The sequence below is a fragment of the Kribbella sp. NBC_00382 genome (assembly GCF_036067295.1).
Lineage (GTDB): Bacteria > Actinomycetota > Actinomycetes > Propionibacteriales > Kribbellaceae > Kribbella.
Map to the genome: position 1 here is coordinate 6,195,602 of NZ_CP107954.1, position 23,793 is coordinate 6,219,394.

20 protein-coding genes and 1 riboswitch are annotated in these 23,793 nt (G+C 67.7%); of the genes, 15 read left to right on the forward strand and 5 right to left on the reverse strand.

Translation table 11 applies throughout. The features are described from left to right. Positions 1-113 precede the first annotated feature (113 nt). From OHA70_RS29510 to OHA70_RS29570, 13 genes are all read left to right on the forward strand, one after another. On the forward strand, positions 114-635 hold the full coding sequence (locus OHA70_RS29510; protein ID WP_328322951.1) for an FHA domain-containing protein: 522 nt from the start codon (positions 114-116) through the stop codon (positions 633-635). Then, entirely contained in the window at positions 622-1,314 is a 693-nt protein-coding gene (gene ftsR / locus OHA70_RS29515) for a transcriptional regulator FtsR (RefSeq protein WP_328322952.1), read from the forward strand. Before OHA70_RS29510 ends, ftsR begins: the two co-directional genes overlap by 14 nt. Positions 1,315-1,360: 46 nt before the next feature. Continuing rightward, positions 1,361-1,852, forward strand: a complete 492-nt coding sequence (locus OHA70_RS29520; protein ID WP_328322953.1) for a bifunctional nuclease family protein — start codon at positions 1,361-1,363, stop codon at positions 1,850-1,852. A gap of 179 nt (positions 1,853-2,031) precedes the next feature. After that, a complete protein-coding gene (locus tag OHA70_RS29525; RefSeq protein ID WP_442913912.1) occupies positions 2,032-2,625 on the forward strand; it encodes a MerR family transcriptional regulator in 594 nt (197 codons plus the stop codon). Positions 2,626-2,646: 21 nt separating this feature from the next. Next, a riboswitch (glycine riboswitch) is annotated at positions 2,647-2,744 on the forward strand. A gap of 73 nt (positions 2,745-2,817) precedes the next feature. Then, positions 2,818-5,667 carry an aminomethyl-transferring glycine dehydrogenase gene (gene gcvP, locus OHA70_RS29530; RefSeq protein ID WP_328322955.1) on the forward strand — a complete coding sequence of 950 codons (2,850 nt, stop codon included), beginning with the start codon at positions 2,818-2,820 and terminating at the stop codon, positions 5,665-5,667. A gap of 19 nt (positions 5,668-5,686) precedes the next feature. Beyond that, positions 5,687-6,988, forward strand: a complete 1,302-nt coding sequence (locus tag OHA70_RS29535) for a serine hydrolase domain-containing protein (RefSeq protein ID WP_328322956.1) — start codon at positions 5,687-5,689, stop codon at positions 6,986-6,988. Between the two features lie 162 nt (positions 6,989-7,150). Beyond that, positions 7,151-8,641 (forward strand): pyridoxal phosphate-dependent decarboxylase family protein, encoded by a 1,491-nt coding sequence (locus tag OHA70_RS29540; protein WP_328322957.1) that lies wholly within the window; start codon positions 7,151-7,153, stop codon positions 8,639-8,641. Beyond that, positions 8,638-10,296, forward strand: coding sequence for an IucA/IucC family protein (locus OHA70_RS29545; RefSeq protein ID WP_328322958.1), 1,659 nt, complete (start codon positions 8,638-8,640; stop codon positions 10,294-10,296). The genes OHA70_RS29540 and OHA70_RS29545 overlap by 4 nt, the downstream gene beginning before the upstream one ends. Continuing rightward, positions 10,277-10,831 carry a GNAT family N-acetyltransferase gene (locus tag OHA70_RS29550; protein ID WP_328322960.1) on the forward strand — a complete coding sequence of 185 codons (555 nt, stop codon included), beginning with the start codon at positions 10,277-10,279 and terminating at the stop codon, positions 10,829-10,831. The genes OHA70_RS29545 and OHA70_RS29550 overlap by 20 nt, the downstream gene beginning before the upstream one ends. A gap of 1 nt (position 10,832) precedes the next feature. Next, on the forward strand, positions 10,833-12,125 hold the full coding sequence (locus tag OHA70_RS29555; RefSeq protein WP_328322962.1) for a lysine N(6)-hydroxylase/L-ornithine N(5)-oxygenase family protein: 1,293 nt from the start codon (positions 10,833-10,835) through the stop codon (positions 12,123-12,125). After that, complete coding sequence (locus OHA70_RS29560; RefSeq protein WP_328322964.1) at positions 12,122-13,855, forward strand: IucA/IucC family protein; 1,734 nt, start codon at positions 12,122-12,124, stop codon at positions 13,853-13,855. Before OHA70_RS29555 ends, OHA70_RS29560 begins: the two co-directional genes overlap by 4 nt. Positions 13,856-13,941: 86 nt before the next feature. Next, a complete protein-coding gene (locus OHA70_RS29565; protein WP_328322966.1) occupies positions 13,942-14,487 on the forward strand; it encodes a hypothetical protein in 546 nt (181 codons plus the stop codon). 287 nt (positions 14,488-14,774) lie between these two features. Further along, a complete protein-coding gene (locus OHA70_RS29570) occupies positions 14,775-15,425 on the forward strand; it encodes a Mom family adenine methylcarbamoylation protein (RefSeq protein WP_328322968.1) in 651 nt (216 codons plus the stop codon). A 15-nt stretch (positions 15,426-15,440) separates the two neighbouring features. On the opposite strand, the gene OHA70_RS29575 is transcribed toward OHA70_RS29570, so the two are convergent. From OHA70_RS29575 to OHA70_RS29585, 3 genes are all read right to left on the reverse strand, one after another. Beyond that, entirely contained in the window at positions 15,441-15,596 is a 156-nt protein-coding gene (locus OHA70_RS29575; RefSeq protein WP_328322970.1) for a hypothetical protein, read from the reverse strand. Positions 15,597-15,770: 174 nt separating this feature from the next. Next, complete coding sequence (locus OHA70_RS29580) at positions 15,771-17,252, reverse strand: PfkB family carbohydrate kinase (RefSeq protein ID WP_328322972.1); 1,482 nt, start codon at positions 17,250-17,252, stop codon at positions 15,771-15,773. 125 nt (positions 17,253-17,377) lie between these two features. Next, positions 17,378-19,156 (reverse strand): SCO7613 C-terminal domain-containing membrane protein, encoded by a 1,779-nt coding sequence (locus OHA70_RS29585; RefSeq protein ID WP_328322974.1) that lies wholly within the window; start codon positions 19,154-19,156, stop codon positions 17,378-17,380. Between the two features lie 338 nt (positions 19,157-19,494). On the opposite strand from OHA70_RS29585, the gene OHA70_RS29590 reads away from it, so the two are divergent. Next, entirely contained in the window at positions 19,495-20,169 is a 675-nt protein-coding gene (locus tag OHA70_RS29590) for a class I SAM-dependent methyltransferase (RefSeq protein ID WP_328322976.1), read from the forward strand. A gap of 119 nt (positions 20,170-20,288) precedes the next feature. Beyond that, the gene (locus tag OHA70_RS29595; RefSeq protein WP_328322978.1) at positions 20,289-20,714 is read left to right on the forward strand and encodes a DUF805 domain-containing protein; all 426 of its coding nucleotides are present in this window, start codon (positions 20,289-20,291) and stop codon (positions 20,712-20,714) included. A gap of 65 nt (positions 20,715-20,779) precedes the next feature. Here OHA70_RS29595 and OHA70_RS29600 read toward each other — a convergent pair whose 3' ends face one another. Continuing rightward, positions 20,780-22,189, reverse strand: coding sequence for a metallopeptidase TldD-related protein (locus OHA70_RS29600; protein ID WP_328322980.1), 1,410 nt, complete (start codon positions 22,187-22,189; stop codon positions 20,780-20,782). Then, positions 22,186-23,703: a TldD/PmbA family protein gene (locus OHA70_RS29605; protein WP_328322982.1), complete on the reverse strand. Its 1,518-nt coding sequence runs from the start codon at positions 23,701-23,703 to the stop codon at positions 22,186-22,188. The genes OHA70_RS29600 and OHA70_RS29605 overlap by 4 nt, the downstream gene beginning before the upstream one ends. Positions 23,704-23,793 lie beyond the last annotated feature (90 nt).

Genomic DNA, 23,793 nt, shown 5'->3' on the forward strand with positions numbered 1-23,793 from the left:
TAGGTTCTGTCGGACCTCAACCGCCGGTCGAGGGTTGGGGCCGCAGGCCACACTTGTCATCACGGGGTCAACGAGAACGTCGCCGGACCGCCGGCGATCGGGAGGATCACAGCATGCCGTTCTGCAACCAGTGCGGGCACGAGAACTCCGAGGGCAGCCGGTTCTGCTCGCAGTGCGGAACGATGCTCCCTGGCGCGGACCGTCCGGTGACCGCCCCCGGGGTGACCGACACCGCGATGCTCGCACCGATCAGCATCGAGCCGGAGACCGAGCGGTTCGACGCCGGCGAGAGCCTGTCCGCCGAGGACGAGGCCGCGGTCGGCGCGCTGCCGCAGGGCTCGGCGCTGCTGATCGTCCAGCGCGGCCCGAACGCGGGCAGCCGGTTCCTGCTCGACGTCGACGTGGTCACCGCCGGCCGGCACCCGGACAGCGACATCTTCCTCGACGACGTGACAGTCTCGCGTCGGCACGCGGAGTTCCGCCGCGACCCGCAAGGCGTCAAGGTCCGCGACGTCGGCAGCCTGAACGGCACCTACGTGAACCGCGACCGGATCGACGAGCTGCAGCTGTCGAACGGCGACGAGGTGCAGATCGGCAAGTACCGCCTGGTCTACTACGCCAGTGGTCAAGCCTGAGCCGGACGGCTCCGCTGTAGGCAGCAGCATCGGTGAGGTGCTGCAGCTTCTGCAGGCCGAGTTCGCCGACGTCACCATCTCCAAGATCCGCTTCCTCGAGGCGGAGGGGCTGGTGACGCCGGCCAGGACCGCTTCGGGGTACCGCAAGTTCAGCGCGGCCGACATCGAGCGGCTGCGCTATGTGCTGACCGCGCAGCGCGACCAGTACCTGCCGCTGAAGGTGATCAAGGACCACCTGGGTGCGATGGATCGCGGGTTGCGTCCGCCTGCGCCTGGTGGCCGGCCAGCAGCGCCGGAGAAGTTGCCGCAGCCCGCGGGTCTGCCTGATGCCGAGGACTTCTCGACGTACGGGACCGAGCTGAAGCTGACGCGGGACGAGCTGCGTGAGGCGGCCGGCATCACGCCTGAGTTGCTTGAGCAGTTGGAGAGTCACAACCTCGTCGTGGCCCGGGGCAACCACTACGACGGCGACGCGATCCTGATCGCCAAGGCGGCGGCCGAGTTCGCGCAGTACGGGATCGAGCCGCGGCACCTGCGGCCGTTCCGGGCTGCCGCCGACCGTGAGGTCGGGTTGATCGAGCAGGTGGTCCAGCCCCGGCGGGACGACAAGACGCTCGAGCTGGCAGCGCTCGCGGTTCGGTTGCATGCGGCACTGGTCCGCTCCCGGCTCACCCGCTGACCCCGGCGGGGCAGCCCCGGCCTGGCCCGCAGAGTAGGCTGAAGGAGTGCGCGAAGTCGACGTGGTCGGAGTCCGGGTTGAGATGCCTTCGAGTCAGCCGATCGTGCTGCTCCGGGAGGTCGGCGGCGAGCGGTACCTGCCGATCTGGATCGGCGCGGCCGAGGCGAGCGCCATCGCGTTCGCCCAGCAGGGGATGGAGCCACCCCGGCCGCTGACCCACGACCTGTTCGCGGAGACGATCCGGATGCTCGGCCACACGCTGAGCCAGGTCCGGATCGTGAACCTGACCGACGGCGTCTTCGAGGCGATCCTGGTCTTCGACGACAAGACCGAGATCTCCGCCCGCCCGTCCGACTCGATCGCCCTCGCGCTGCGGACCGGTACGCCGGTGTTCTGCACCGAGGAGATCCTGGCCGAGGCCGGCATCCCGGTCCCGGACAGCGAGAACGAGGACGACGAGGTGGTCGAGGAGGAGGAGGTCGAGCGCTTCCGCGAGTTCCTCGATCACGTCACACCGGAAGACTTCGACAAGAGCTGACAGGTAACGATTCGTATTGGATCCGCGACACGCATCCGGCTCCGGGCCGTTGTCGTTGACCCGGCCTGAGCGGCGGCTTACCTTGAAGGAGTCGTGGGGGTGTTGTAACTCCACGGATGTGATCCGTTCCAGTCGGTACCCAGGGAGGCTCAGGCGTGACACGCACCGGCGACACTGATCTGACGGCGCAGTCGACGTCCGAAGCACACGCCGAGGCGGCCGTCACCGCCGGCGTTCAGGGTCTGCTCTTCGAGGACGACCTGAAGCCGATGCCCGACGACGTCGGCTTCCGCGGCCCGACGGCCTGCGCCGCGGCCGGTATCACCTACCGCCAGCTGGACTACTGGGCCCGTACCGGACTGGTCTCACCGTCCGTGCGCCCGGCGACCGGTTCCGGCACCCAGCGGCTCTACGGCTTCCGCGACGTCTTGTTGCTCAAAGTGATCAAGCGGCTGCTCGACGCGGGCATCTCGCTGCAGCAGATCCGCAGCGCCATCGCCCACCTGAGCAAGCGTGGCATCGATGACCTGACCCAGATCACCCTGATGAGCGACGGCGCCTCGGTCTACATGTGCACCTCGCCCGACGAGGTCATCGACCTGCTGGCCGGCGGCCAGGGCGTCTTCGGTATCGCCCTCGGCGGCGTCTGGCGCGAGGTCGAGGGGTCGCTGTCGGAGCTGCCGACCGAGCGTCTCGACGCGCACGGCGAGACCGGCGACACGCACGCCAACGACGAGCTCGCTGCCCGCCGCCGTGCCCGCATGACGGGCTGAGGTACCCTCGTTCTCAGCCGTACACAACACTCGGGAGAGTCTCAGCCTGCTGTTTGGCTGGGCGCCGAAGGGGCAATTCCTCCCCGGAACCTCTCAGGCCCATGGACCGAGTGTCTTAGGCGACTCTGAAGCGCGCGCCGTGTGACAGAGGGGGAGGCCACCGGCAATTGTCAGCAACGGAGCCTCCTCACGATGACTGAAACCCCTGCACAGGTATCGGCCGTGTTCGCCGACCGCCACATCGGACCACGCCAGGACGAGATCGCGCGCATGGTCGAGACCCTCGGGTACGCCGATGTCGATGCGCTCGTCGATGCCGCGGTGCCTGCCTCGATCCGCTCGACCGAGCCGCTCCGGCTGCCCGAGCCGGCCTCCGAGGTCGACGCGCTGACCGAGCTGCGGCAGCTCGCCGCCCGCAACAACGTCGCCACCTCGATGATCGGCCAGGGGTACTACGGAACCTTCACCCCGTCGGTGATCGTCCGCCGCCTGGTCGAGAACCCGGCCTGGTACACCGCCTACACGCCGTACCAGCCGGAGATCTCCCAGGGCCGCCTCGAGGCGCTGCTGAACTTCCAGACCGTCGTCTCCGACCTGACCGGTCTGCCGACCGCGAACGCGTCGCTGCTCGATGAGGGCACCGCCGCCGCGGAGGCGATGACGCTGGCGCACCGCTCGAACCGGAAGAGCAAGAGCAACCGCTTCCTCGTCGACGCGGACTGCTTCGCGCAGACGATCGCCGTCGTCCAGACCCGGGCCGAGGCGCTCGACATCGAGGTTGTCGTCGCCGACACCACCGAGGGCCTGCCCGAGGGCGACTTCTTCGGCTTCCTGGTGCAATACCCGGGTGCCGGCGGCGTCGTCCGCGACCTCAAGCCGTTGGTCGCCGCGGCTCACGAGCGCGAGACCCTTGTCGCCGTCGCGTCCGACCTGCTCGCCCTGACGCTGCTCGAGGCGCCGGGCGAGGCGGGGGCCGACATCGTCATCGGGTCGTCCCAGCGCTTCGGCGTCCCGCTGTTCTACGGTGGCCCGCACGCTGGGTTCATGTCGGTGCGCGCCGGGCTGGAGCGCTCGCTTCCGGGTCGGCTGGTCGGCGTCTCGGTTGATGCGGATGGCGCGCCGGCGTACCGGTTGGCTCTGCAGACGCGTGAGCAGCACATCCGCCGTGAGAAGGCGACCTCGAACATCTGTACCGCGCAGGTGCTGCTCGCCGTCGTCGCCTCGATGTACGCCGTCTACCACGGTCCCGAGGGGCTGAAGGCGATCGCCGAGCGCGTCCACCGCAACGCGGACAGCCTGGCCGCATCGCTCAAGGCCGGTGGCGTCGAGGTTGTGCACGACCAGTTCTTCGACACCGTGCTCGCCAGGGTGCCCGGTCGGGCGGCTGACGTCGTCGACACGGCGCGGCAGAACGGCATCTGGGTGCGTGAGGTCGACGCGGACCACGTCGGGATCTCCTGCGACGAGAAGACCGACGCGACGGCGCTCGTCGGGGTCTGCCGTTCCTTCGGCGTGACGTACGACGCGACGCTCGGTGGCAACAACCTCGCCGAGACGGTCACCCGGACCTCGGAGTACCTGACGCACCCGGTCTTCAACACGCACCGGTCCGAGACGGCGATGCTGCGCTACCTGCGCAAGCTGTCGGACTACGACTACGCTCTCGACCGCGGCATGATCCCGCTCGGCTCCTGCACGATGAAGCTGAACGCGACCACCGAGATGGAAGCTGTCACCTGGCCCGAGTTCGCCGACATGCACCCGCTGGCGCCGATCGAGGACGCCGCCGGTTACGTGAAGCTGATCAGTCAGCTCGAGCGCTGGCTGGCCGAGGTGACCGGCTACGCGAAGGTCTCGATCCAGCCGAACGCCGGCTCGCAGGGTGAGCTCGCCGGACTGCTCGCGATCCGCGGCTATCACCGGGCCCAGGGCAACGAAGACCGCAACGTCTGCCTGATCCCGGCCAGCGCGCACGGCACGAACGCGGCCTCCGCGGTGATGGCGGGCATGAAGGTTGTTGTTGTCAAGGGCAACGATGACGGCACGATCGATCTGGCCGACCTGCGTGCCAAGGCCGACGAGCACGCCGACAAGCTGGCCGCGATCATGATCACCTACCCGTCCACGCACGGCGTGTACGAGGAGAGCGTGACCGAGGTCTGCCAGATCGTCCACGACCACGGCGGCCAGGTGTACGTCGACGGCGCGAACCTCAACGCGCTGCTCGGGCTGGCCAGGCCGGGTGAGTTCGGCGGCGACGTCAGCCACCTGAACCTGCACAAGACGTTCTGCATCCCGCACGGTGGTGGCGGCCCGGGTGTCGGTCCGGTCGCGGTCGCCGCGCACCTGGCCCCGTACCTGCCCAACCACCCGCTGCTCGACCAGGCCGGTCCCGAGTCGGGCGTCGGCCCGATCAGCGCGGCACCGTTCGGCTCGGCCGGCGTACTGGCGATCTCCTGGGCGTACATCCGGATGATGGGCGCGGAGGGCCTGACGTCGGCGACGAAGGCTGCGGTGCTGACCGCCAACTACGTGGCCAAGCGGCTCGAGGACGCCTTCCCAGTGCTCTACACGGGTGAGAACGGGCTGGTCGCGCACGAGTGCATCCTGGATCTGCGGCCGATGACCAAGGAGACCGGCATCACCGTCGACGACGTCGCGAAGCGGCTGGTCGACTACGGCTTCCACGCGCCGACGATGTCGTTCCCGGTGGCCGGCACGCTGATGGTCGAGCCGACCGAGTCCGAGGATCTTGGTGAGCTGGACCGGTTCTGCGACGCGATGATCGCGATCCGGCACGAGATCGACCGGGTCGCGGCGGGGGAGTGGCCGGCCGGCGACAACCCGCTGGTGAACGCGCCGCACACCGCGTCGTCGGTGATCAACGACAAGTGGGAGCACGCCTACACCCGCGAGGAGGCCGCCTTCCCGCAGTCGGTCGACCGGACCACGAAGTACTGGCCGCCGGTCCGCCGGATCGACGGCGCGTACGGCGACCGCAACCTGATCTGCTCCTGCCCGTCGCCGGAGGCCTTCGAGTAACCCAGGCATACTTGTGCGGGTGACTGACGTACGTGCTGACACCGCAGCGGCCCTGTACGCCGAGATCGCGGCAGCCCAGAGTGAGACCAAGCTGCCGTCGATCACGGCCGGTGTGCTGAAGGACGGCGCACTGGCGTGGACCGGGTCGCGCGGGCAGATCGTGGACGGTGAAGGGCTCGCGCCCGGGCCGGACGCGCAATACCGGATCGGGTCGATCACCAAGACGCTTACCGCGATCCTGGTGATGCAGTGCCGCGACGACGGGCTGCTCGCGCTGAACGATGCCGTGGGCAAGCATCTGCCCGGGGTTGCGTTCGGCGACCTGACCATCCGGCAGTTGCTCGCGCACTCGGGCGGGATGAACGCCGAGCCCGAAGGCCCTTGGTGGGAACGCAATCCAGGCGTTTCGTTCGAAGCGCTGACGGCGGCGATGGACGAGTCGCAGGCGGCCGGCAGCCCCGATCGGCGGCATCACTACTCGAACCTCGGCTACGCGTTGCTCGGTGAGGTCGTCGCGCGTCTTCGGGGTGCCGCATGGATGGAGCTGGTGGCGGCCCGGATCCTTGACCCGCTGGAGATGCGGCGGACGACGTACTTCCCGGTGACCCCGGCCGCCAAGGGGTTCTCGGTGCATCCGTTCAGTGGGCGGCTCGACCTGGAGCCGGCGTACGACTCGGGTGCGATGGCGCCGGCCGGGCAGTTGTGGAGCACGATCGAGGACCTGGCGAAGTACGCCGCGTTCTGGATCGACCCCGGCTACGAAGTACTCAACCGGGACACCGTCGACGAGATGGCGGCGCCGGCGGCCGCGGATCCGCGTGAGGCACTGACCGCGTCGTACGGGCTCGGGCTGCGGATGCATGCCGACGACCCCTATCTCTTCGTCGGCCACACCGGCTCGATGCCGGGCTTCATGGCCGGGCTCTTCGTCGACCGGGGCCGCCGCATCGGCGCGGTGACGCTGGCCAACTCGACGTCCGGCAGATGCGCCTCGGTGCCCCTCGACCTGATGCGCATCCTGGCCTCGTACGAGCCGCCGCTGCCCATCGAGTGGGTGCCGGAGCCGGAGCTCGCCCAGGGCGAGGAGCTGCTCGGCCATTGGTACTGGGGCAACACCCAGATGACGATGACCGTCGCCGGCGGCATCCTGCAGCTCACCACCGGCTACCCGTGTCGTTTCTCACCCATCGGCCCAGACCTCTACCGCGGCCGCGACGGCTACTTCGCCGGCGAACGGCTCCGGGTGATCCGCGACGGTGACGTCGTCAAGCAGCTGGATCTCGCCACTTTCACGCTCACCCGTACCCCGTACGGCCGCTGAGTCGTTCACCCAGCACCCCGCCTCGTCAACTCGGACGAGGCGGTTGTTGCTGTGTTTCATCACGCAGGTCACCCCGGTTGACACGCACAGCTTCGAGGTTAGTAGGTTAGGGCTACCTAAGTAAGGGCTGCCTTACTCGACAACTTTCCCAGGAGAAGCTGGATGTCGTCCCTCGACGCACCCCATAGTCCCTTCGATCGCGATGAGCGTGTGGTGGAGCTGCATCGCTGGCCCCTGGCATCGACCGTGCGGGACAGCAAACGGGGACCGTTGCCGGCCGGTACGCCGGCCGCCGTCCAGCAGCGGACTGCCGAGCTGCTCGGTGCGCCGCGGGTCCCTTCGACGGGGGTCGGCGAGTCGGCGGCGCTGGACCTGATCGCCGGACTGCTCGATCGGGATGGGATCGATCTCAGCCACCCGCACGCGGCCGCGCATCTGCAGCCGCCGGTGCTCCAGGTGGCCGTCGACGCCGATGCGCTGGCGTCCGCGAGCAACGCGTCGATGGACACGTACGACTCCGGGCCGGTGACGCTGGAGATCGAGCGCTGGGTGGTCCGGGCGCTCGCGACGATGGCCGGTTTCGGGCCGTCCGCCGATGGCGTGCTCACGCCTGGTGGGTCGATCTCCAACCTGCTCGCGGTGCTGATCGCCCGCGACAATGCCGCCGCGGCGGTCGGTATCGACGTACGGCGCAATGGGCTGGCCGGGTTGGAGAAGCCGGTGGTGTTCTGCTCGGAGCTGGCCCACTTCTCCGTGCAGCGGGCTTGCGCGGCGCTCGGTCTTGGCGAGGACGCGGCCATCACGATCCCGGCCGACGGCGACTTCCGGATGCGCTTGGACATCCTGGGCGACGAGCTGGCCAAGCCGGGCCGGACGCCGCTCGCGGTGATCGCCACGGCCGGTACCACCGACTACGGCTCGATCGACCCGATCGCGCAGATCGCGGGGCTGGCACGGCAGTACGGGGCATGGGTGCACGTGGATGCGGCGTACGGGTTCGGCGCGCTGTTCTCGGACCGGCTCGCGCCGCTGCTCGCTGAGCTTCCGTGCGCCGACTCGGTGACGCTGGACCTGCACAAGATCGGCTGGCAGCCGGCCGCGACCAGCATGCTGCTCGTCGCCGACCGGGAACGGTTCGCCTCGCTCGGCCGCTCGGTGGAGTACCTCAACCCGGCCGACGACATCGACTCCGGACTGGACGGGTTGCTCGGCCGCAGCCTGCAGACCACCCGGCGTCCGGACGCGGTGAAAGTCGCGACCACGCTGACCGCATACGGCCGGGCCGGACTGGGCAAGATGCTCGACACCTGTCACGAGCTCGCGCACGCCGCCGCGGCCCGGGTCGTTGCCGACAGCAACCTTGAGTTGCTGGCACCGGTGACCCTGACCACGGTGTTGTTCCGGGTCGCCGGGCAGGGACTGGCGGCGGCCGAGCTGGACGCCGTCCAGGGTGAGGTCCGGCGCCGGTTGCTGACGTCGGGACGGGTGCTGATCGGCCGGACCAGGATCCCGGCCCGGGGCGGCCGCCCGGCGGCGGTCGCGTTGAAGTTGACGCTGCTGAACCCGAATGCCACCGCGACGGACATCGAGGAACTGCTCGACCAGGTCGTGGCCACCGGTCACGACGTCCTGCCTCGCGAAGGAGCAGCGTGATCTCACCCACCTCAGTGGCGGTCGAAGCTCATCTCAACGCGATCCTGCGGTGCTACACGCGGGAGACCTCCGTGCCAGTCACGGCCGGCCCACTGACGCTGGCGGTCGGCTCGTCGACCGTGACGGCGACAGTGCTGCACGCGTCGAGAACTGGGTTGCACGGCTTTGCCGAGGTACGGGTCGACGGCGTGCCGGTAAGTCCGGAGGGGTTGGTGCGACTGCTGTCGGTCGACGCCGACCCGGCCGAGATCGACGACCTCGCGGCCCGTACTGCGGAGTCCGTCCGGAACGTGACGGTCTTCGTGGCCGACGGCGGTGAGCGTGGCCCCGGACGCTTCCTCGAGGCCGAGCAGGCACTGCTGTTCGGCCATCTGAACCACCCGGCTCCGAAGAGCCGGGATGGGTTGAGCGGTGCCGAGCTGGCGGAGTACTCGCCGGAGCTGGGTGGCCGCTTCGCGGTGCACTGGTTCGCAGTGGACGCCGAGCTGGTGTCCTCGGACCAGGTGGCCGGCGCGCCATCACTGCAGGGACTGGACGCCTTGCAGCTGATGGCCGCGCTGGCCGGCATCACGCCTCCCGACGGCCGGGTGCTGGTACCGGCGCATCCCTGGCAGGCCGGTGACCTGGTCAAGCGGCCGCGAGTCGCCTCACTGATCGCCGATGGGCGGATGGAGGCGCTGGGGCCGCTGGGTGCGAAGTGGTACCCGACCTCGAGTCTGCGCACCGTGTACCACCCGGATCTGCCCGTCATGCTCAAGCTGTCGCTGGGGCTGCGCATCACCAACTCTCGCCGTGAGTCGACACCGACGGAGCTGCGGCGAGGCCTGGAGATCAACCGGTTGCTGGACGCCGCGTACAACGCCGGTACTGCGACGGCGCACCCGCGGTTCTCCATCGTCCGGGACCCGGCCTGGGTTGCACTGGATGAGGGTGGGCCGCTGTTGACCGGGCTGGACGTCGCTGTGCGCGAAGTACCGGCTGCTGTTGACAGCTATGCGTGTCTGGCCGGGCTCGTGGCACCGCGGCCAGGTGAGCTCAGTCGTCTTGGGGCTGCTGTCGCAGGTCATGGGGACGGTGGAGCAGAGGCGTGGGTGGCGTCGTACGTGGACGAAGTACTCGTACCGATGCTGCACCTGTACGCCGAGACGGGGATCGGGCTGGAGGCCCATCAGCAGAACACCCTGGTACGGCTGGACGACGCAGGGCGGGTTGCTGGTGGGGCCTACCGCGACAACCAGGGCTACTACCTGGCTTCGTCGTACCTGCGTGGGTTGCTGGACGTGACTGGGTTGAGTGACTCGACCCTGGCTGTGGTGGAGGACGTGATAGTCGACGACCGGCTGACGTACTACCTGCTGCACAACCAGGCGCTTGCAGTGGTGGGCTCCCTGGCCGTCGACGGGCTGGCTGACGAGGATGCGCTGCTTGAGGTCGTCCGGGATCGGCTGTCGGAGGCGCTACCGGCGTTGAAGACTGCTGGGCCTAGTGGAGACCGTCTGGCGCAGCGTTGGCTGTCCGCCGCCCAGCTGCCTTGCAAGGCCAACATGATGACCCGGCTGCGCGGTATCGACGAGGTAGTCGCACCGCTGGACGCGCAGTCGGTCTATCTGGACGTACCGAATCCCCTGCGGTTGGGTGCGCGCAGTGAAGTGTGATGTCGCGCCGCTGTTGCACCTGGACGGCGGCTTCGATCTGCGGCCCGCCGCCGCGTCGGATGCTTCGACCGTCGCCTGGTGGATGGCGCAGCCGCATATCCAGAAGTGGTGGTGCCAGGACTGGTCGGTCGAGCGGTGGGCGCAGGCGATCGAGGGGCAGCTCGCGGGCGAGCACTCGATCCCTTGTCTCACCACTGTCGACGGTGAGGACTTCGCCTACCTCGAGCTGTACAGGGTGCGGCACGACCGGCTGGCGGAGTACTACGCCTGGCAGGAGCACGACTGGGGCGTACATGTGGCCATCGGCGACACCGACCGGCTCGGCCAGGGCCTGGGCCGTCGGCTGCTGCGAGCGCTCGCCGATGCCCTGCTGCGGGCCGATCCGCTCAGCCAGCGGGTAGTCGCCGAGCCCGATGTCACCAATCTTCCGTCGGTCCGCGCGTTCGAGGCGGCCGGCTTCGTCACCCAGGGGGAGCTGGAGTTCCCCGAGAAGAAAGCACTACTGATGGTCCGCACCCGGACCGTGGAGGCCTGAGATGACTACCGAGCCGTACGACGTGATCGCCATCGGCTGTGGCCCGTTCAACCTGGGGCTGGCCGCGCTGGCCAGTGGCTTGGACGATCTGAAGCTGGCGGTACTGGACAGCCGGCCCGAGTTCACCTGGCATCGCGGGCTGATGTTCGGCGACGCGATGCTGCAGGTGTCCTTCATGGCCGACCTGGTCAGCCTGGTGGAGCCGGCGCATCCGCTGTCGTTCCTTTCGTACCTGCGCGATAACGACCGGCTGTACCAGTTCTACGTGCGGGAGAAGTTCCACCCGACGCGGCGCGAGTACGAGGCGTATCTGCGCTGGTGTTCGGCGCAGCTGGACTCGCTGCACTTCGGGCACCACGTGTCGGAGGTGGTGTTCGACGGGGACGCGTTTGTGCTGACCGTGGAGCGCGCTGGGACGGTTGAGGTGTTCAGGGCTCGCCATCTGGTGCTGGGCGTTGGTACTGAGCCGGCAGTACCCGCTGCGCTTGCCGACTTGCCGGAGGAGCGGTTCCTGCACTCCGCCGACTACCTGTTCCGCCGGGAGGACCTGCTGCGTGCTGGACGCGTGACAGTGGTCGGGTCGGGGCAGTCCGGTGCTGAGTGCGCACTGGACCTGCTGCGGGCCAATGCCGAGGGTGGGCCGGGTGTTGCGTGGCTGACCCGCACAGCGGCGTACACGCCTCTGGATTACTCCAAGCTGGTACTGGAGATGACTACGCCTTCGTATGTGGACTACTTCCATGCGCTGGGGGAGTCGACGCGGGACCGGCTGGTCAAGGATCAGTGGCGGCACTACAAGGGCATCTCCTCGGACACCTTGGAGGAGATCCACGACGTGCTCTACCAGCGCGACCTCAATGCTTCGGCGGTCGCGCCTGTCGAGCTGCAGGTAGGGGTAGCCGTGGAGTCGGCGGTGGCGCGGGCTGACGGCATCGAGCTGACCATGCGGCACGCTGACAGCGGGCGGACCTTCCAGCACGTGACGGACGCGGTGGTGGCCGCTACTGGCTACCGCAATCGTCCACTGCCGTTCTTCACGGCTTTGGACCCGCTGGTGCACAGAGATGCCGCTGGGCGGTGGGTGGTGAACCGGGACCACAGCATCAGTACCGATAGCCCGCTTACTGGTCGACTGTTCGTCGCTAACGCGGACCTGCACAGCCATGGTGTCGCGGCTCCCGACCTGGGCATCGGGGCCATCCGCAACGCCACGATCCTCAACAGTGTGGCTGGAAGGGAGATCTTCCGGCTGCCCAAGTCCACGGCGTTCACTAGCTTCTCCATCCCGGGATGACCTGGGCGTCGAGTTCTTCCGCGCTGCTGGCGAAACTCATCTCGCAGCTCTGCACGGAGGACCTGCTCCGGCCTGACGGAGATCGCTTGTCGTTCGGTGCGGCGACCTATTCGTTCTCCGCGAGCCGTGGTGGCTTTGGCAGCTACCAGGTGGTCGCTGGGTCGGTACGGCGTACAGCGGCCGGCATCCTCGGCAATGACGAGAGCGAGGAGGCCACTGACCCAGTGCAGTTCCTGGTGGATGCAGCGGGTGCCCTTGGGCTCTCGGGCTCCACCGTCGCTGGGTATGTGGCCGAGCTGTCCAGCACGTTGGCTGCCGACGTACGGATTGCTTCTACTGCTGTGCCTAATGTTGATTTGGTGGGGTTGTCGCACACTTCGCTTGAAGGGCACCTGACCGGACATCCGCTGCTAGTGGCCAACAAGGGCCGGCTGGGCTTCTCTGCCTCGGACAGTCTCCGCTACACGCCTGAAGCCCGTACTCCGCTCCGCCTGGTCTGGCTGGCCGTGCGGCGAGGGCTGGCCGAGTTCCGGGGGACTCCGGAGCTGTCGGAGCACTCAGTCCTCAAGCAGGAACTTGGCTCGACTTGGGACGCCTTCCGCTCCCAGTTGGTCGACCCTGACTCCTACGTGTGGCTCCCTTGCCATCCGTGGCAACTCGACCACGTAGTAGCGACCCAATGGGCGCGAGAGCTGGCCACCGGCGAGATCGTCGTGCTGGGGGAGGGGCCGGACGATTACCTGCCGAGCCAGTCGATCCGAACCATGGTCAACACCTCGCAGCCCGACCGCTACCAGGTCAAGCTCCCCCTGAAGATCCTGAACACCTCTGTGTACCGGGGCATCCCGCCGCATTGCTCGCTGGCGGCGCCGATGGTGACTCAATGGCTGCGCGGACTCTGGCACCGGGATGAGGTCTTCAACCGCCTGGGGACCGAGTTGCTGGGCGAGGTCGCGTCGGTGACTGTGCGGCATCCGCAGTTGTCCTCTGGCGTTCCGTATCAGTGGACGGAGACGCTTGGCTGCATCTGGCGTGATCCGCTGACGACGCGTCTGGCCGCGGGCGAGACTGCTTGGCCGCTGGCCGCAGTACTGCATCGAGATGCCGATGGGGAGCCGTTGGTGGCTGCCCTGATCGGCGAGGCTGATGCTGAGGTTTGGATTGCTGAGCTCATCTCGACCCTCATCCGCCCACTGCTCCACCTCATGCACCACTACGGCATCACCGTGAACCCGCACGGCGAGAACCTCTCCATCATCTGCGGCCCCGACGGCCTCCCGTCCCGCCTGGTGATCAAGGACCTCATCGACGACGTCAACATCTCCACAGCCCCGATCCCGGCCCGAGGCCCCGAACCCGACTCCCACGACCGAGTCCTCCCACGCAAGCCGTGGCACATCCTCCGCCAGTACCTCGTCGACGCCCTGTTCCTAGGCGTCCTCAGCCCATTGGCAGACGTCCTTGCCAGTTCCGATTTGGTTGCTCCTGACAAACTCTGGTCCCTCCTCCGCGGCGAGATCGAGGAGTACGCCCGCGCCCACCCGCAGTACCAAGACCGCCTGGAAGCCACCGCCCTCCTGGAAGAAACCTTCGCCCGCTACCCCCTCAACGGCTACCGCCTAACCCTCGGCTACACCGACCTGGACACCCGCCCACCCATCCCTGTCACCGGCCGAATGCCCAACCCGCTGCACGGAGTGCAAAGCATCAGACCAGCTCGCGAGTGGTAACTGGCATCTGGCCCGCTCGTTGGATACTTTGTGGCGTGCGCCACACTGCGCACGCAGTTCAACTCCCCACAGAAGGTCCTGAACCAGTGTCGTTCACCGGCAGCCTGAGCCGCCCCGTCACCTCCACCACCCCGTCGCTCCACAGCCGCTCGTACCCCCGCTGGACCGACGACCTCCCAGGCCTCCGAAAACGCCTCCAGGACGCCTGGTCCGACAAAACAATCCACGAAAGCTTCAAGAGCCCCGCCGGCATCCAGGTAATGCCCTCCCACGGCCAATGCGGCGTCAGCTCAGCCTGGCTGATCGAAACCCTGGCCGCCGCCCACGTGCGTGATCTCAGCTACTGCTACGGCGACGTCTACTCGATGGACGAGCCCGAGCGCATCGAGATCGAGCGGCACTGCTGGGTCGAGGTGATGTACGGCGAGGACCGACTGGTCGTCGACCTGACCGGCGACCAGTCGGAGATCCTGCGGGCACACCCGGTCGTCAGCGAGTGGCATGACGAGCTGCAGACAGTCCTGCGCGTCAACTACCGCCCGAAGCACCGGATGACGCCGCTGCAGCTCAAGTACGACCCAGTTCGTACCCGCCTCGCCATCCTCAAGCAACTGCTGGAAGCCAAGCGCTGACCTTGTCCGCCCTCACCATCAGCACGGATCCTGTCCGCAGGCCGGCTGGACTACAGACGAAATTCTCGCTCGACGAGTGCCGCGCTCCTGATTCACCGTTCACTGAGCTGGTCGCCCGCTCGGCGACGGCTCATCGGGTCGAGCCGCGGGCGCTTGCCGTCCGTACGCTGCTCCACCTGCCCCGAGTGGCCGGCCACAACGGCCGGTTGACCGGGCGGCAATTGGACGCGGAGTTGCACCACTGTGCGGTCGGATTGCGGGCGGACCAGGCTGAGATCCTGGATTTGATGCCGACCGACTCCTATGCCCTGCAGGATCTCCGGTTCGTCTCCTACGACGCCCAGAATGCGGCCAATATATTCAGTCACCTGCATTATCTGCGGAGCGCGCGGGCAGGCTCGAAGAATTACGCGCTGGTCGATCCGCTGCACGGCCGGCCGGTGTCCTTGTGCAGCGTTTCTCCGCTCGAGTGGTCGGTGGTCGGACGGCAATTGCGCAGCCAGTTCGGCGTGCTGCCGGAGCGGGTGTGGGACGTGTCCCGGGTTTATTCGTTCGACCTGGCGCCGGCCAATGCGATCTCCTTCCTGCTGGCCAAGGTGCGCACCGCCGTGCGGCAGAGTGAGCCGACGGCGGAGCTGCTGGTGACGGCAGTCGATCCGAATCTGGGCTTCACCGGCTCGAGCTACCGGGCGGCGAATTGGCAACAGTGGATGGCGATCCGGGCTCGTCCCTACCTCTATCTCGATCGCCGCTACGTCAGTCCGCGCAAGCTGCGGGAGGGCTACGGTACGGCGAACCTGGCCGAGGTGCGGGCGCAATCCGGAGCGATTGTCGAGCAGAGCCGGGCGACGCTGCTCAATTCAGCGATCTACTGCTGCCGGATCAAGGGCGAGACCGAGGTCGTACCGGCAGGGGATCAGCGGCTGCTCCGTCGCTGACCCCCTCCGGGTGCCTCAGCTGGCCAGGCTGACCGCGAAGCTGTAGATGCCGAAGCAGAAGATGGTGACGACCACCATCAGGAGCGCCAGCAGGATCTGCTTCCAGAAGCGGTAAAGGATGGCGGCCACGATTCCCATCAGAATCATTACCACTGCGTGGTTGTCGGTCATCGGTATCCCTCACTTCCGTTTGCCTCGAGCGGTTTTGTTTTCAGTGAACAGCACGGCAATTGGGTGTCAATGTGATTTAATGGCGCGGGCTGAAGCCGATCTTCGCGCCGGTCCAGCCGCCAATTGGAAGCCGTCGTTGCCAATTGGCAACGGTCCAGCCCGAAATGGCAGGGGTCAGCGGCCGGCTCGGGCGCTGCGGAGCTTCCGATCGATCCGGTCCCGGTCGGGCATCGTCGTTGAGTGCGTGTGGTCCTCGGCGACGCAGGCCATCGCTGCGGTGGCCCACTCGGCGACCGTGTCGGTGAAGGTGCCGTCGTCGATCAGCTTCGCGGCCAGCGCGGCGCAGAAAGCGTCCCGGGTGCTCGAGGACTCCTTGAACGGCGACGAGACCGTCGGCAGCCGGTCGATGCGCGGAGTGGTCTGCGAGTAGACGAGCCCGCCGCCGTAGCCCAGCAGGCAGAGAGTGCCGACGCCTCGCTCGAGCAGATGTTCTCCGACCCGGTCGGGGTCGAAGCGGCTATGGCCGGCCGGGATGTACCGCTCGAGCTCCCACGCATGAGCGACGAGGAAGTCGATCTGCGACAAGGCCAGCCGGGAGATGCCGCCGTCGGCGTAGGGCTGTCCCGGAGTGACGATCACCGTCGGACCCGAGTGTTCGTCCGGGTGGGCCAGGTCCGTGGCACGCTGGAAGGTCTCGCGCGGCACCTCGAAGGTGAGCAGGACCGCGTCGCAGTCGGCGATCTGGCGGGCGAGCAGGTCGAGATCGCGGACGCCCAGATTGATCTCGCCGGAGTTGCGCCAGACCGCCGCGATGCTGTCGCCTAGTCGCAGCTCGAAGACGCCGGTCATCGGCGTCCGCGCACCGCGGACGATCTTGAGCAGCGAGGTGTCGACGTTCTCGGCCCGCAGATGCTCGACGATCTCCTGACCGAACCGGTCGTCGCCGAGCGCCGCGACCAGGCTGACCTTGAGCCCCAGCCGGGCGGCGGCAACGGCCTGGCTCACACCTTTGCCACCGGGGGTTATCAAGCAGTCGTCGGCCAGCGTCGAGGTCTCGTGCTGCGGGATCAGTTTGGTCCGGAAGACCACATCCATCACCGCTCCACCGACCACGATGACGCGGCCGGACGGTGCCACCCGCGGCGTGCCCGGAGGTACCGGAGCTGGTTCTGGTACTACGAGGGGGTGGTTCTCGGGCTGGAGCAGCTGCCGCGCCAGCTGCCGTAGTACGTCGGACTCCATCGTTCCCCGAAGTGTCCGGTCACTGGGCGGATGGCTGGGCACCAGCCCCATCGCGAGGTGCAGATGACGCCAGTTGTTCAGCAGAGTGGCTCGGCGGCGTCCCAGCGAGTCCGCCCGGAGCGCCTGGATCACCTTCTCCTCGAGGCCGTACTGCGAGTAGCCGTCACCCAGTACGCCGAGGCCGAGGACCGCGTCGGCGACGATCTGGTGAGTACCGTCAGTGGTGTCGCGAACGCACTGGGCGACCACCTGCAGTGCGGCCAGCGCGGGGTCGATGTCCTGCAGCCGGGCGAAGTCCTGGACCAAGGGGATCTTGAGCAGCGGTGCGACGTCGCTCTTCCTGGTCGTGGTCTGCAACCGCTCTAGCACCAGACCGTCACGCGCCCGAAGCTTCTCCAGTGCATGAGTCAGCACAACGGCATCGGACGAGTCCAATTCTTCGCGGTTGGCCATTCGCCCCCCGGCGCTGTTGTCTGTCGTCTCCAGTATCGGAGAGAGCCGGGCTCACCGCAGCCGCTCCGGAGTGGCGACGGCCCGGATCAGCGCAGCGAGGTTAGCCAGTGGGCTGCTTGTTTGGCGGTTTTTAGGTGGCGTTCATAGGTGGCTCCTACTGTCAGGAGGATTAGGCCGGCGGTGGCCAGGGTGATCCAGCGGGGGATCAATGGGGCTACCTCTAGGAATTGCCAGAGGGCGATTTTCAGGAGGACGGTGGCGCCGATGATGAAGGGGGCCTGGAGGGAGTAGCGGGTGCCGATGAGGATCACGGCTACGGCGGCGGCTACTACGAAGGTGGTGCGGAGGTAGTCGTAGTTGCTGTTGGCAACTAGGGCGGAGGGGGCGAGGGCCAGGAGTAGGCCGGGGCCTAGGTAGATCCAGCTGGGTTGGGTGCGGTAGGCGTAGATGCCGATCGCGAGGATGACCGCCGCGGGAGGCAGGGTGAACCATTCGAGGGTGGTGGCGGTGGTTCCTAGGGCGAAGGCTGTGTTGGCGAGGGATAGGAGGAGGCCGGCCAGGAGTAGGGCGGGGCGGCGGGTGGGACGCATGCCGTAGGCAACTAAGGGGGCTGCGGTGATGGTGAGGACGATGCCGGTGATGGTGGGGCGGGTGTCGATGAGGGCGATGGATTCGGCGATGGCTGTTGCGAAGGTTGCGGGGATCAGGAGGGCACGTTCCAGGTCGCCGTTGCTGACCGGGCAGGCGGTGGAGATCGAGGTTGCGCCCACCACCGATAGCAGGATGGCGCCGGTCCAGAGGGTGAAGAGGCCGTCGTAGGTGGTCAGGACGATCGCTAGTTGAGCGGCGATGCTGGCGGTGATCGCTGCGGTCGGTGGGTTTAGGCGTTTGCGCCACGCGGCGACCAGGGCCAGGGCAGCGACGGTGGCGGAGATCAGGCCGAGTTGCACGAGGTCGTCGGCGGCGGCGCAGACGACGAAGTTGACTAGGGCAACGACTGTCGTCGCGGTCCAAAGCATGGTGGTCCGCTTGAGCATCAGGAGAGCTGCCAAGGCGAGGACGGTGGCTAGGGCAGTGTCGAGCCAGCGGCCGGTGGTGGGGATTTGGGGGAGGCAGGTGGCTAGGGCGAACGCGGCTGCCGCAGTACAGGCTGATTCGCCGAGGGCTGGTGGGAAGGAGAAGGGAAGCGCGATCGTGCGGAGCAGGAGGATGCCGACGGCTGCTGAGAGGCAGATGACAGCCGTTGTGGCGATGACGGGGGAGAGCGCTGCCGCCGAGTCGAGGCTGATGAGGATGCGGCCGCAGCCGGTGATCATCAGGCCCCAGAAGACGACGGCGGAGCAGAGTGCGCCAGTGATGCGGATGAGCTTGGTGCTCTTGGACGTCCAGTAGAGGGTGATCGCTACCTGGATGAGCAGGCCGAGCAGGAAGGGGGCGAGGGCTACGCGGTCGGCCAGCAAGAAGGGCAGCGGGAGTTGACCGATGATGACGACGGCGACACCGTACGTGATCACGCTGGGTGCGATGCGTGACAGCAAGAGGTTGGTCGCGGCAACTATCGCGGCGGCCAGGCCGAAGTAGGTGAGGCCGTCCATCGTGTCTGGGGAGATCAGGCCGAGGGCGCGGGCGCCGTACAGGTCGACCGTGAGCAAGCCGCTGCCGAGAATGGCCAGCGCTTCAGCGGTACCAGTGAGCTTTCGGCGTGCTATAAGGACGGATCCGGCCAGGGCCAGTGCGGCGAGGGTGGCGATGATCGAGGCCTGGACGGGGACGGAGAGACTGTCCCAGGTGACGGCTAGGAAGGTGACGCCGGCGGCTAGCAGGAGGAGTACGCCGAGGCTGAGAAGCGTTGCTTGCGGGCTCAATCGTCTGCGTGGGCGGGGCGCGCGGCGTGGCTTCGGCAACGGTGGCGGGCGCAAAGGGCCTTGCTGACCTGGGAGTTTGTGGACGGGCATAGGGGGCGGCGGTGGTACCGGTCGAGGGACGGCAACCGGCGCCGGTGCGGCCAGATGGATGTCCACTCCGAGCTGGGTGTGGCAGACAGGGCACTGGAAGGTGTTCATCTGGCGTCCTCCTCGATCGTCCAGCTCACTATCGCCAGGTGGAACGGGTGGACGCTTGAGTACGTCTACTCAGTTCGTCGCGTAGGCTGCTGCGGGTCTGCCGGTTCGCAAAGACCGGCGAGGCGAACACGGGGAGCAAGATGAAGACTGGATACGTGGAGCTCGCAAGGGCTCAGCAAGAGCGATGGCAGACGGCCTACGAGCAGCATCCGAGCCTGCACGGCGCGGACCCGTCGGCGGCGGCCCGCTGGACGGCGAAGCTGTTCGGTGCCGCAGGCATCGATGACGTGCTGGAGCTGGGCGCTGGGCAGGGCAGGGACGCGTTCTACCTTGCCAGGCAGGGATTCAGCGTGCATGCCACCGACTTCAGCGACTCTGCGCTGGACCAGCTCCGGCTGGAGGCGCAGCGCGAAGGGCTGGACGACCGGGTCACCGCGGCCCTGCACGACGTCCGCGACCCGCTGCCACCGGCCGACGCGACGGTCGGCGCGGTGTACGCGAATGTCCTGCTGAACATGGCCTTCTCGCGCACCGAACTCCGCAGCCTGGTCAACGAGATCCGCCGGGTACTACGCCCTGGCGGGCTCTTCGTGTACACGGTGTGGTCGACCGATGACAGCCGCTTCGGCCACTGCGTCGAGATCGGCGACGGACTGTATGCAAAGGACGGCTTCGCCGGCCGGTTCTTCGACCTCGATCTGGTGCAGGAACTGGCCGACCGCTGGGAGCTCGGCGGCGCCGATCCGTACGAGGAGAACGGCCGCCGGCTGTGGCGGGTCACCCAGGCGAAACCGGCTCCGCTGATCTCAAGTTGACTGTAACTACGGCGTGCCGTGTTGCGATCTGGTCACTGAAGCGAAACCTTGCATTGACGAACCAAGTGGGTACCGACAGGCTCGGTCCGCGTTCACTTTCGACCATCGGAGAAACACCCATGCAGTGGTACACAGATGTCATCAAGAAGTACGCCGAGTTCAGCGGCCGTGCGCGCCGCAAGGAATACTGGATGTTCGCGTTGTTCAACGTGATCATCTCGCTGGTGCTCACCGCCATCGACAACATCGTCGGCACCACCTTCGGTTCGGCGAACCAAGGTGTACTGAGCACGATCTACTCCCTGGCAGTGCTGGTCCCGTCGCTGGCCGTCGGTGTCCGCCGGCTGCACGACACCGGACGCAGCGGTTGGTGGATCCTGATCAACCTCGTTCCCTGTGTCGGCTGGATCGTCTTCCTGGTCTTCGCGATCCAGGAGGGCAACGCGGGAGACAACGCGTACGGTCCGGACCCGAAGGCCGCCGAGCGCTTCGGTCCCGGTGGCGAGCCGGGCTACCCGGGCTACCCGCCGGCGCCCCAGGCCTGATTGCCTGACGCAACTGCAGAGGCCCGGCATCCCGTACTACGGGATGCCGGGCCTCTGGCGTTGGGTCAGGATGCCTGGCTCACGCTGGACATGTTGAAGTCCGGCACCAGCAGCGGCGGGGTCGCCGTCCGGGAGAAGTCGTCGCCCCACTCCCGGGACAAGGTCGGCACGGTCGCGCCGGCGGCCGTGAACCGTGCGAGCAGGTCGACCGGGCTCTCGTTGAAGCGGAAGTTGTTCACGGCACCAGTCACCTCCCCGTTCTCGACCAGGTAGACGCCGTCCCGGGTCAGTCCGGTGAGTAGCAGCGTTTGCTGGTCGACCGGCCGGATGTACCACAGCGACGTGAGCAGCAGGCCGTGGTCGAGTCCAGCGACGAGGTCTTCCGTCGTACCGGAGGCGCCGTCGACCGAGAGCACGTAGTTCTCGATCTCCGGGGTGACCGCCGGTGCGCCGGTGAGGTCGGCGGTGAAGCGGCTCTGCATCAGGTTCTCGAGCTTGCCGCCGCGGATCCAATCGGTCGCGCCGAGGGCGAGGCCGTTGTCGAAGACGCTGGACGAACCGCCCGACGCCCGCGCGACCGCGAACGGGAAGGTCTCCAGCCCGGAGAGCCGCGGATCCGAACGCAGGTTGACGGGCTGCGGGAACAGCACCTCACCGATCCGGGTGCCGCCGGACGGCTTCGAGAAGACACTGCGGCCTTCGTGGGCGTCCCGGCCGTCGAGCTCCCAGAAGAGGAAGGTCGTGAGGTCGGCCACGGCTGCGGGCGGGAGCACCGTCGGGTGCCGGCCTGCATCGACCGAGACCGTGCGGGTTGCCCAGCCGAGCCGGCGGGTGAGCTCGGCGTCGATCGCGAGCGGGTCGATGTCGCTGAAGTCGCGGGTAGCTGCGCCGGCCCAGGCCGACTGGCTGAGGTCGCCTGACTTGCCGGTGGCCGAGACGAAGCCCCGGGGGAGGCTGTGCCGCAACCGGAGTCCGGTGGACGAACCGACGTACAGGGTGACTACCTCGTGGTCGGCGAAGCCGTAGAGCCAGCGGCTCTCCTTGGTCGCCCGGGTGAGCGTCTCGCCGAGTGCGGGCGCGAAGTCGGCGTACACGTTGACGGAGGTCTCGTCGGGCTCTTCATCCCAGCCCTCGCCAACAGTGCCCTCTACAAGCGGCCGGGCGTCTTCGGCCGGGCTGGACTCGCGTGCCGCGGCTACAGCGGCTGAGACGAGCTCCTGCAGGCTGGCGTCAGTAGCGGACGAGCGGCCGATCACGCCGGCCGCAGTGCCCTCTCCTGCGCCGACAGTGGCGATCACTGTGACCCGGGAGCCGCGCATGGCGCCGTTGGTGGTCAGGGTGTTGTTGGCCCAGCGCAGGTTGGCACTGGAGGTCTCAGAGACCAGTACTACGCAACCCGAGGCCCCTGCGGCCGCAGCCAGGTGCAGGCCGCGCTCGATGGTGTCCTGCGGGCTGAGCTGAATGGCGGACGTCACCGGCCGGCCTCCTGCGTGGTGTTGAGAATGCGGACGTCGCGGAACAGGGCGGACGGGCAGCCGTGGGTGACGGCACCAGATTGGGAGGGCTGCGCCTTGCCGCAGTTGAGGGCGCCGCCGAGCACGTACGTCTCGGGGCCGCCCACTGCCTCCATGGAGCCCCAGAAGTCGGTGGTGGTGGCCTGGTAGGCGACATCGCGCAGCTGGCCGTCCAGCTTGCCGTCGGTGATCTTGTAGAACCGCTGCCCGGTGAACTGGAAGTTGTACCGCTGCATGTCGATCGACCACGACTTGTCGCCGACGATGTAGATGCCGTTCTTCACCCGGCTGATCAGCTCCTCGGTCGAGGGGCCGTCCACAGCGGGCTGCAGGGACACGTTGGCCATCCGCTGGATGGGGATGTGCCCGGAGGAGTCGGCGTACGCGCAGCCGTTGGAGCGGTCGGTGCCCAGTACGTCCTGGTTGACCTTCGCCATCCGGCGGTCCACCTGGTACCCGACCAGGACCCCGTCCTTGACCAGGTCCCACTGCTGGCCGGCCACGCCCTCGTCGTCGTACCCGACGGTGGACAGGCCGTTCACCTGGGTACGGTCGCCGGTCACCTGCATGACGGGTGAGCCGTACTTGAGGCTGCCCAGCTTGTCGAGGGTGGCGAAGCTGGTACCGGCGTAGTTGGCCTCGTAGCCGAGTGCGCGGTCCAGCTCGGTCGCGTGGCCGATCGACTCGTGGATGGTCAGCCACAGGTTGGTCGGGTCGATCACCAGGTCGTAGTTGCCGGCCTCGACGCTCGGGGCGGCCATCTTGTCGGCCAGCCAGACGGGGAGCTGGGCGAGCTCCTCATCCCAGTTCCAGCCGGTACCGGTCATGTACTCCCAGCCGCGGCCGGCCGGCGGCGCGCAGCTGGCCATGGTGTCGAACCGGCCGGTCTCGGCGTCCACTGCCGTCGCCCGGACCTTCGGACCGATCCGTACCCGCTGCTGCGTGGTGGAGGTGCCTTCGGAGTTCGCGTAGAACTTGCACTCGTTCACCGACGACACGTGCGCGGTGACGTGGGTGACGGCGTCGTGTTGGAGCAGTTGGTTGCTCCAGCCGACCAGCAACGCGACCTTCTCGGCACGGGGGAGGCTCAGCGGGTCGATCTCGTACGCCGAGACCCAGGTGACGTCGTCGTAGACCGGCTCGTCGGCGAGCTCGATCGGCTCGGAGTTGATCGGCCGCGAGACCTGAGCCAGGTGCACGGCCTGCTCGGCCACCCGGACGGCCTCGTCGGTCGTCAACGCGACACCGGCGGCGAACCCCCAGGTCCCGTCGTGGATCACCCGGACGGCCAGGCCGAGATCCTCGTCGTCGTGGGCACTCTCGAGCACCCCGTCCCGCACGCTGATCGACTCGGACCGGATCCGCTCCAGGCGGAACTCGGCGAAGGTGGCCCCCAGATCCTTGGCCCGCTGCAAGGCAGCACCGGCCAACTCATGTCGGGGAAGGGCTAGGAAGGTCGCATCGACTTCAGGCACGAATGCGACCCTAGGCCATCGCCGGTACGACGCTCATCCGATATCTGTGTCGTGCCTGCGCGGTGGTGGCTGGGTGGTGGCGGTCGGCTA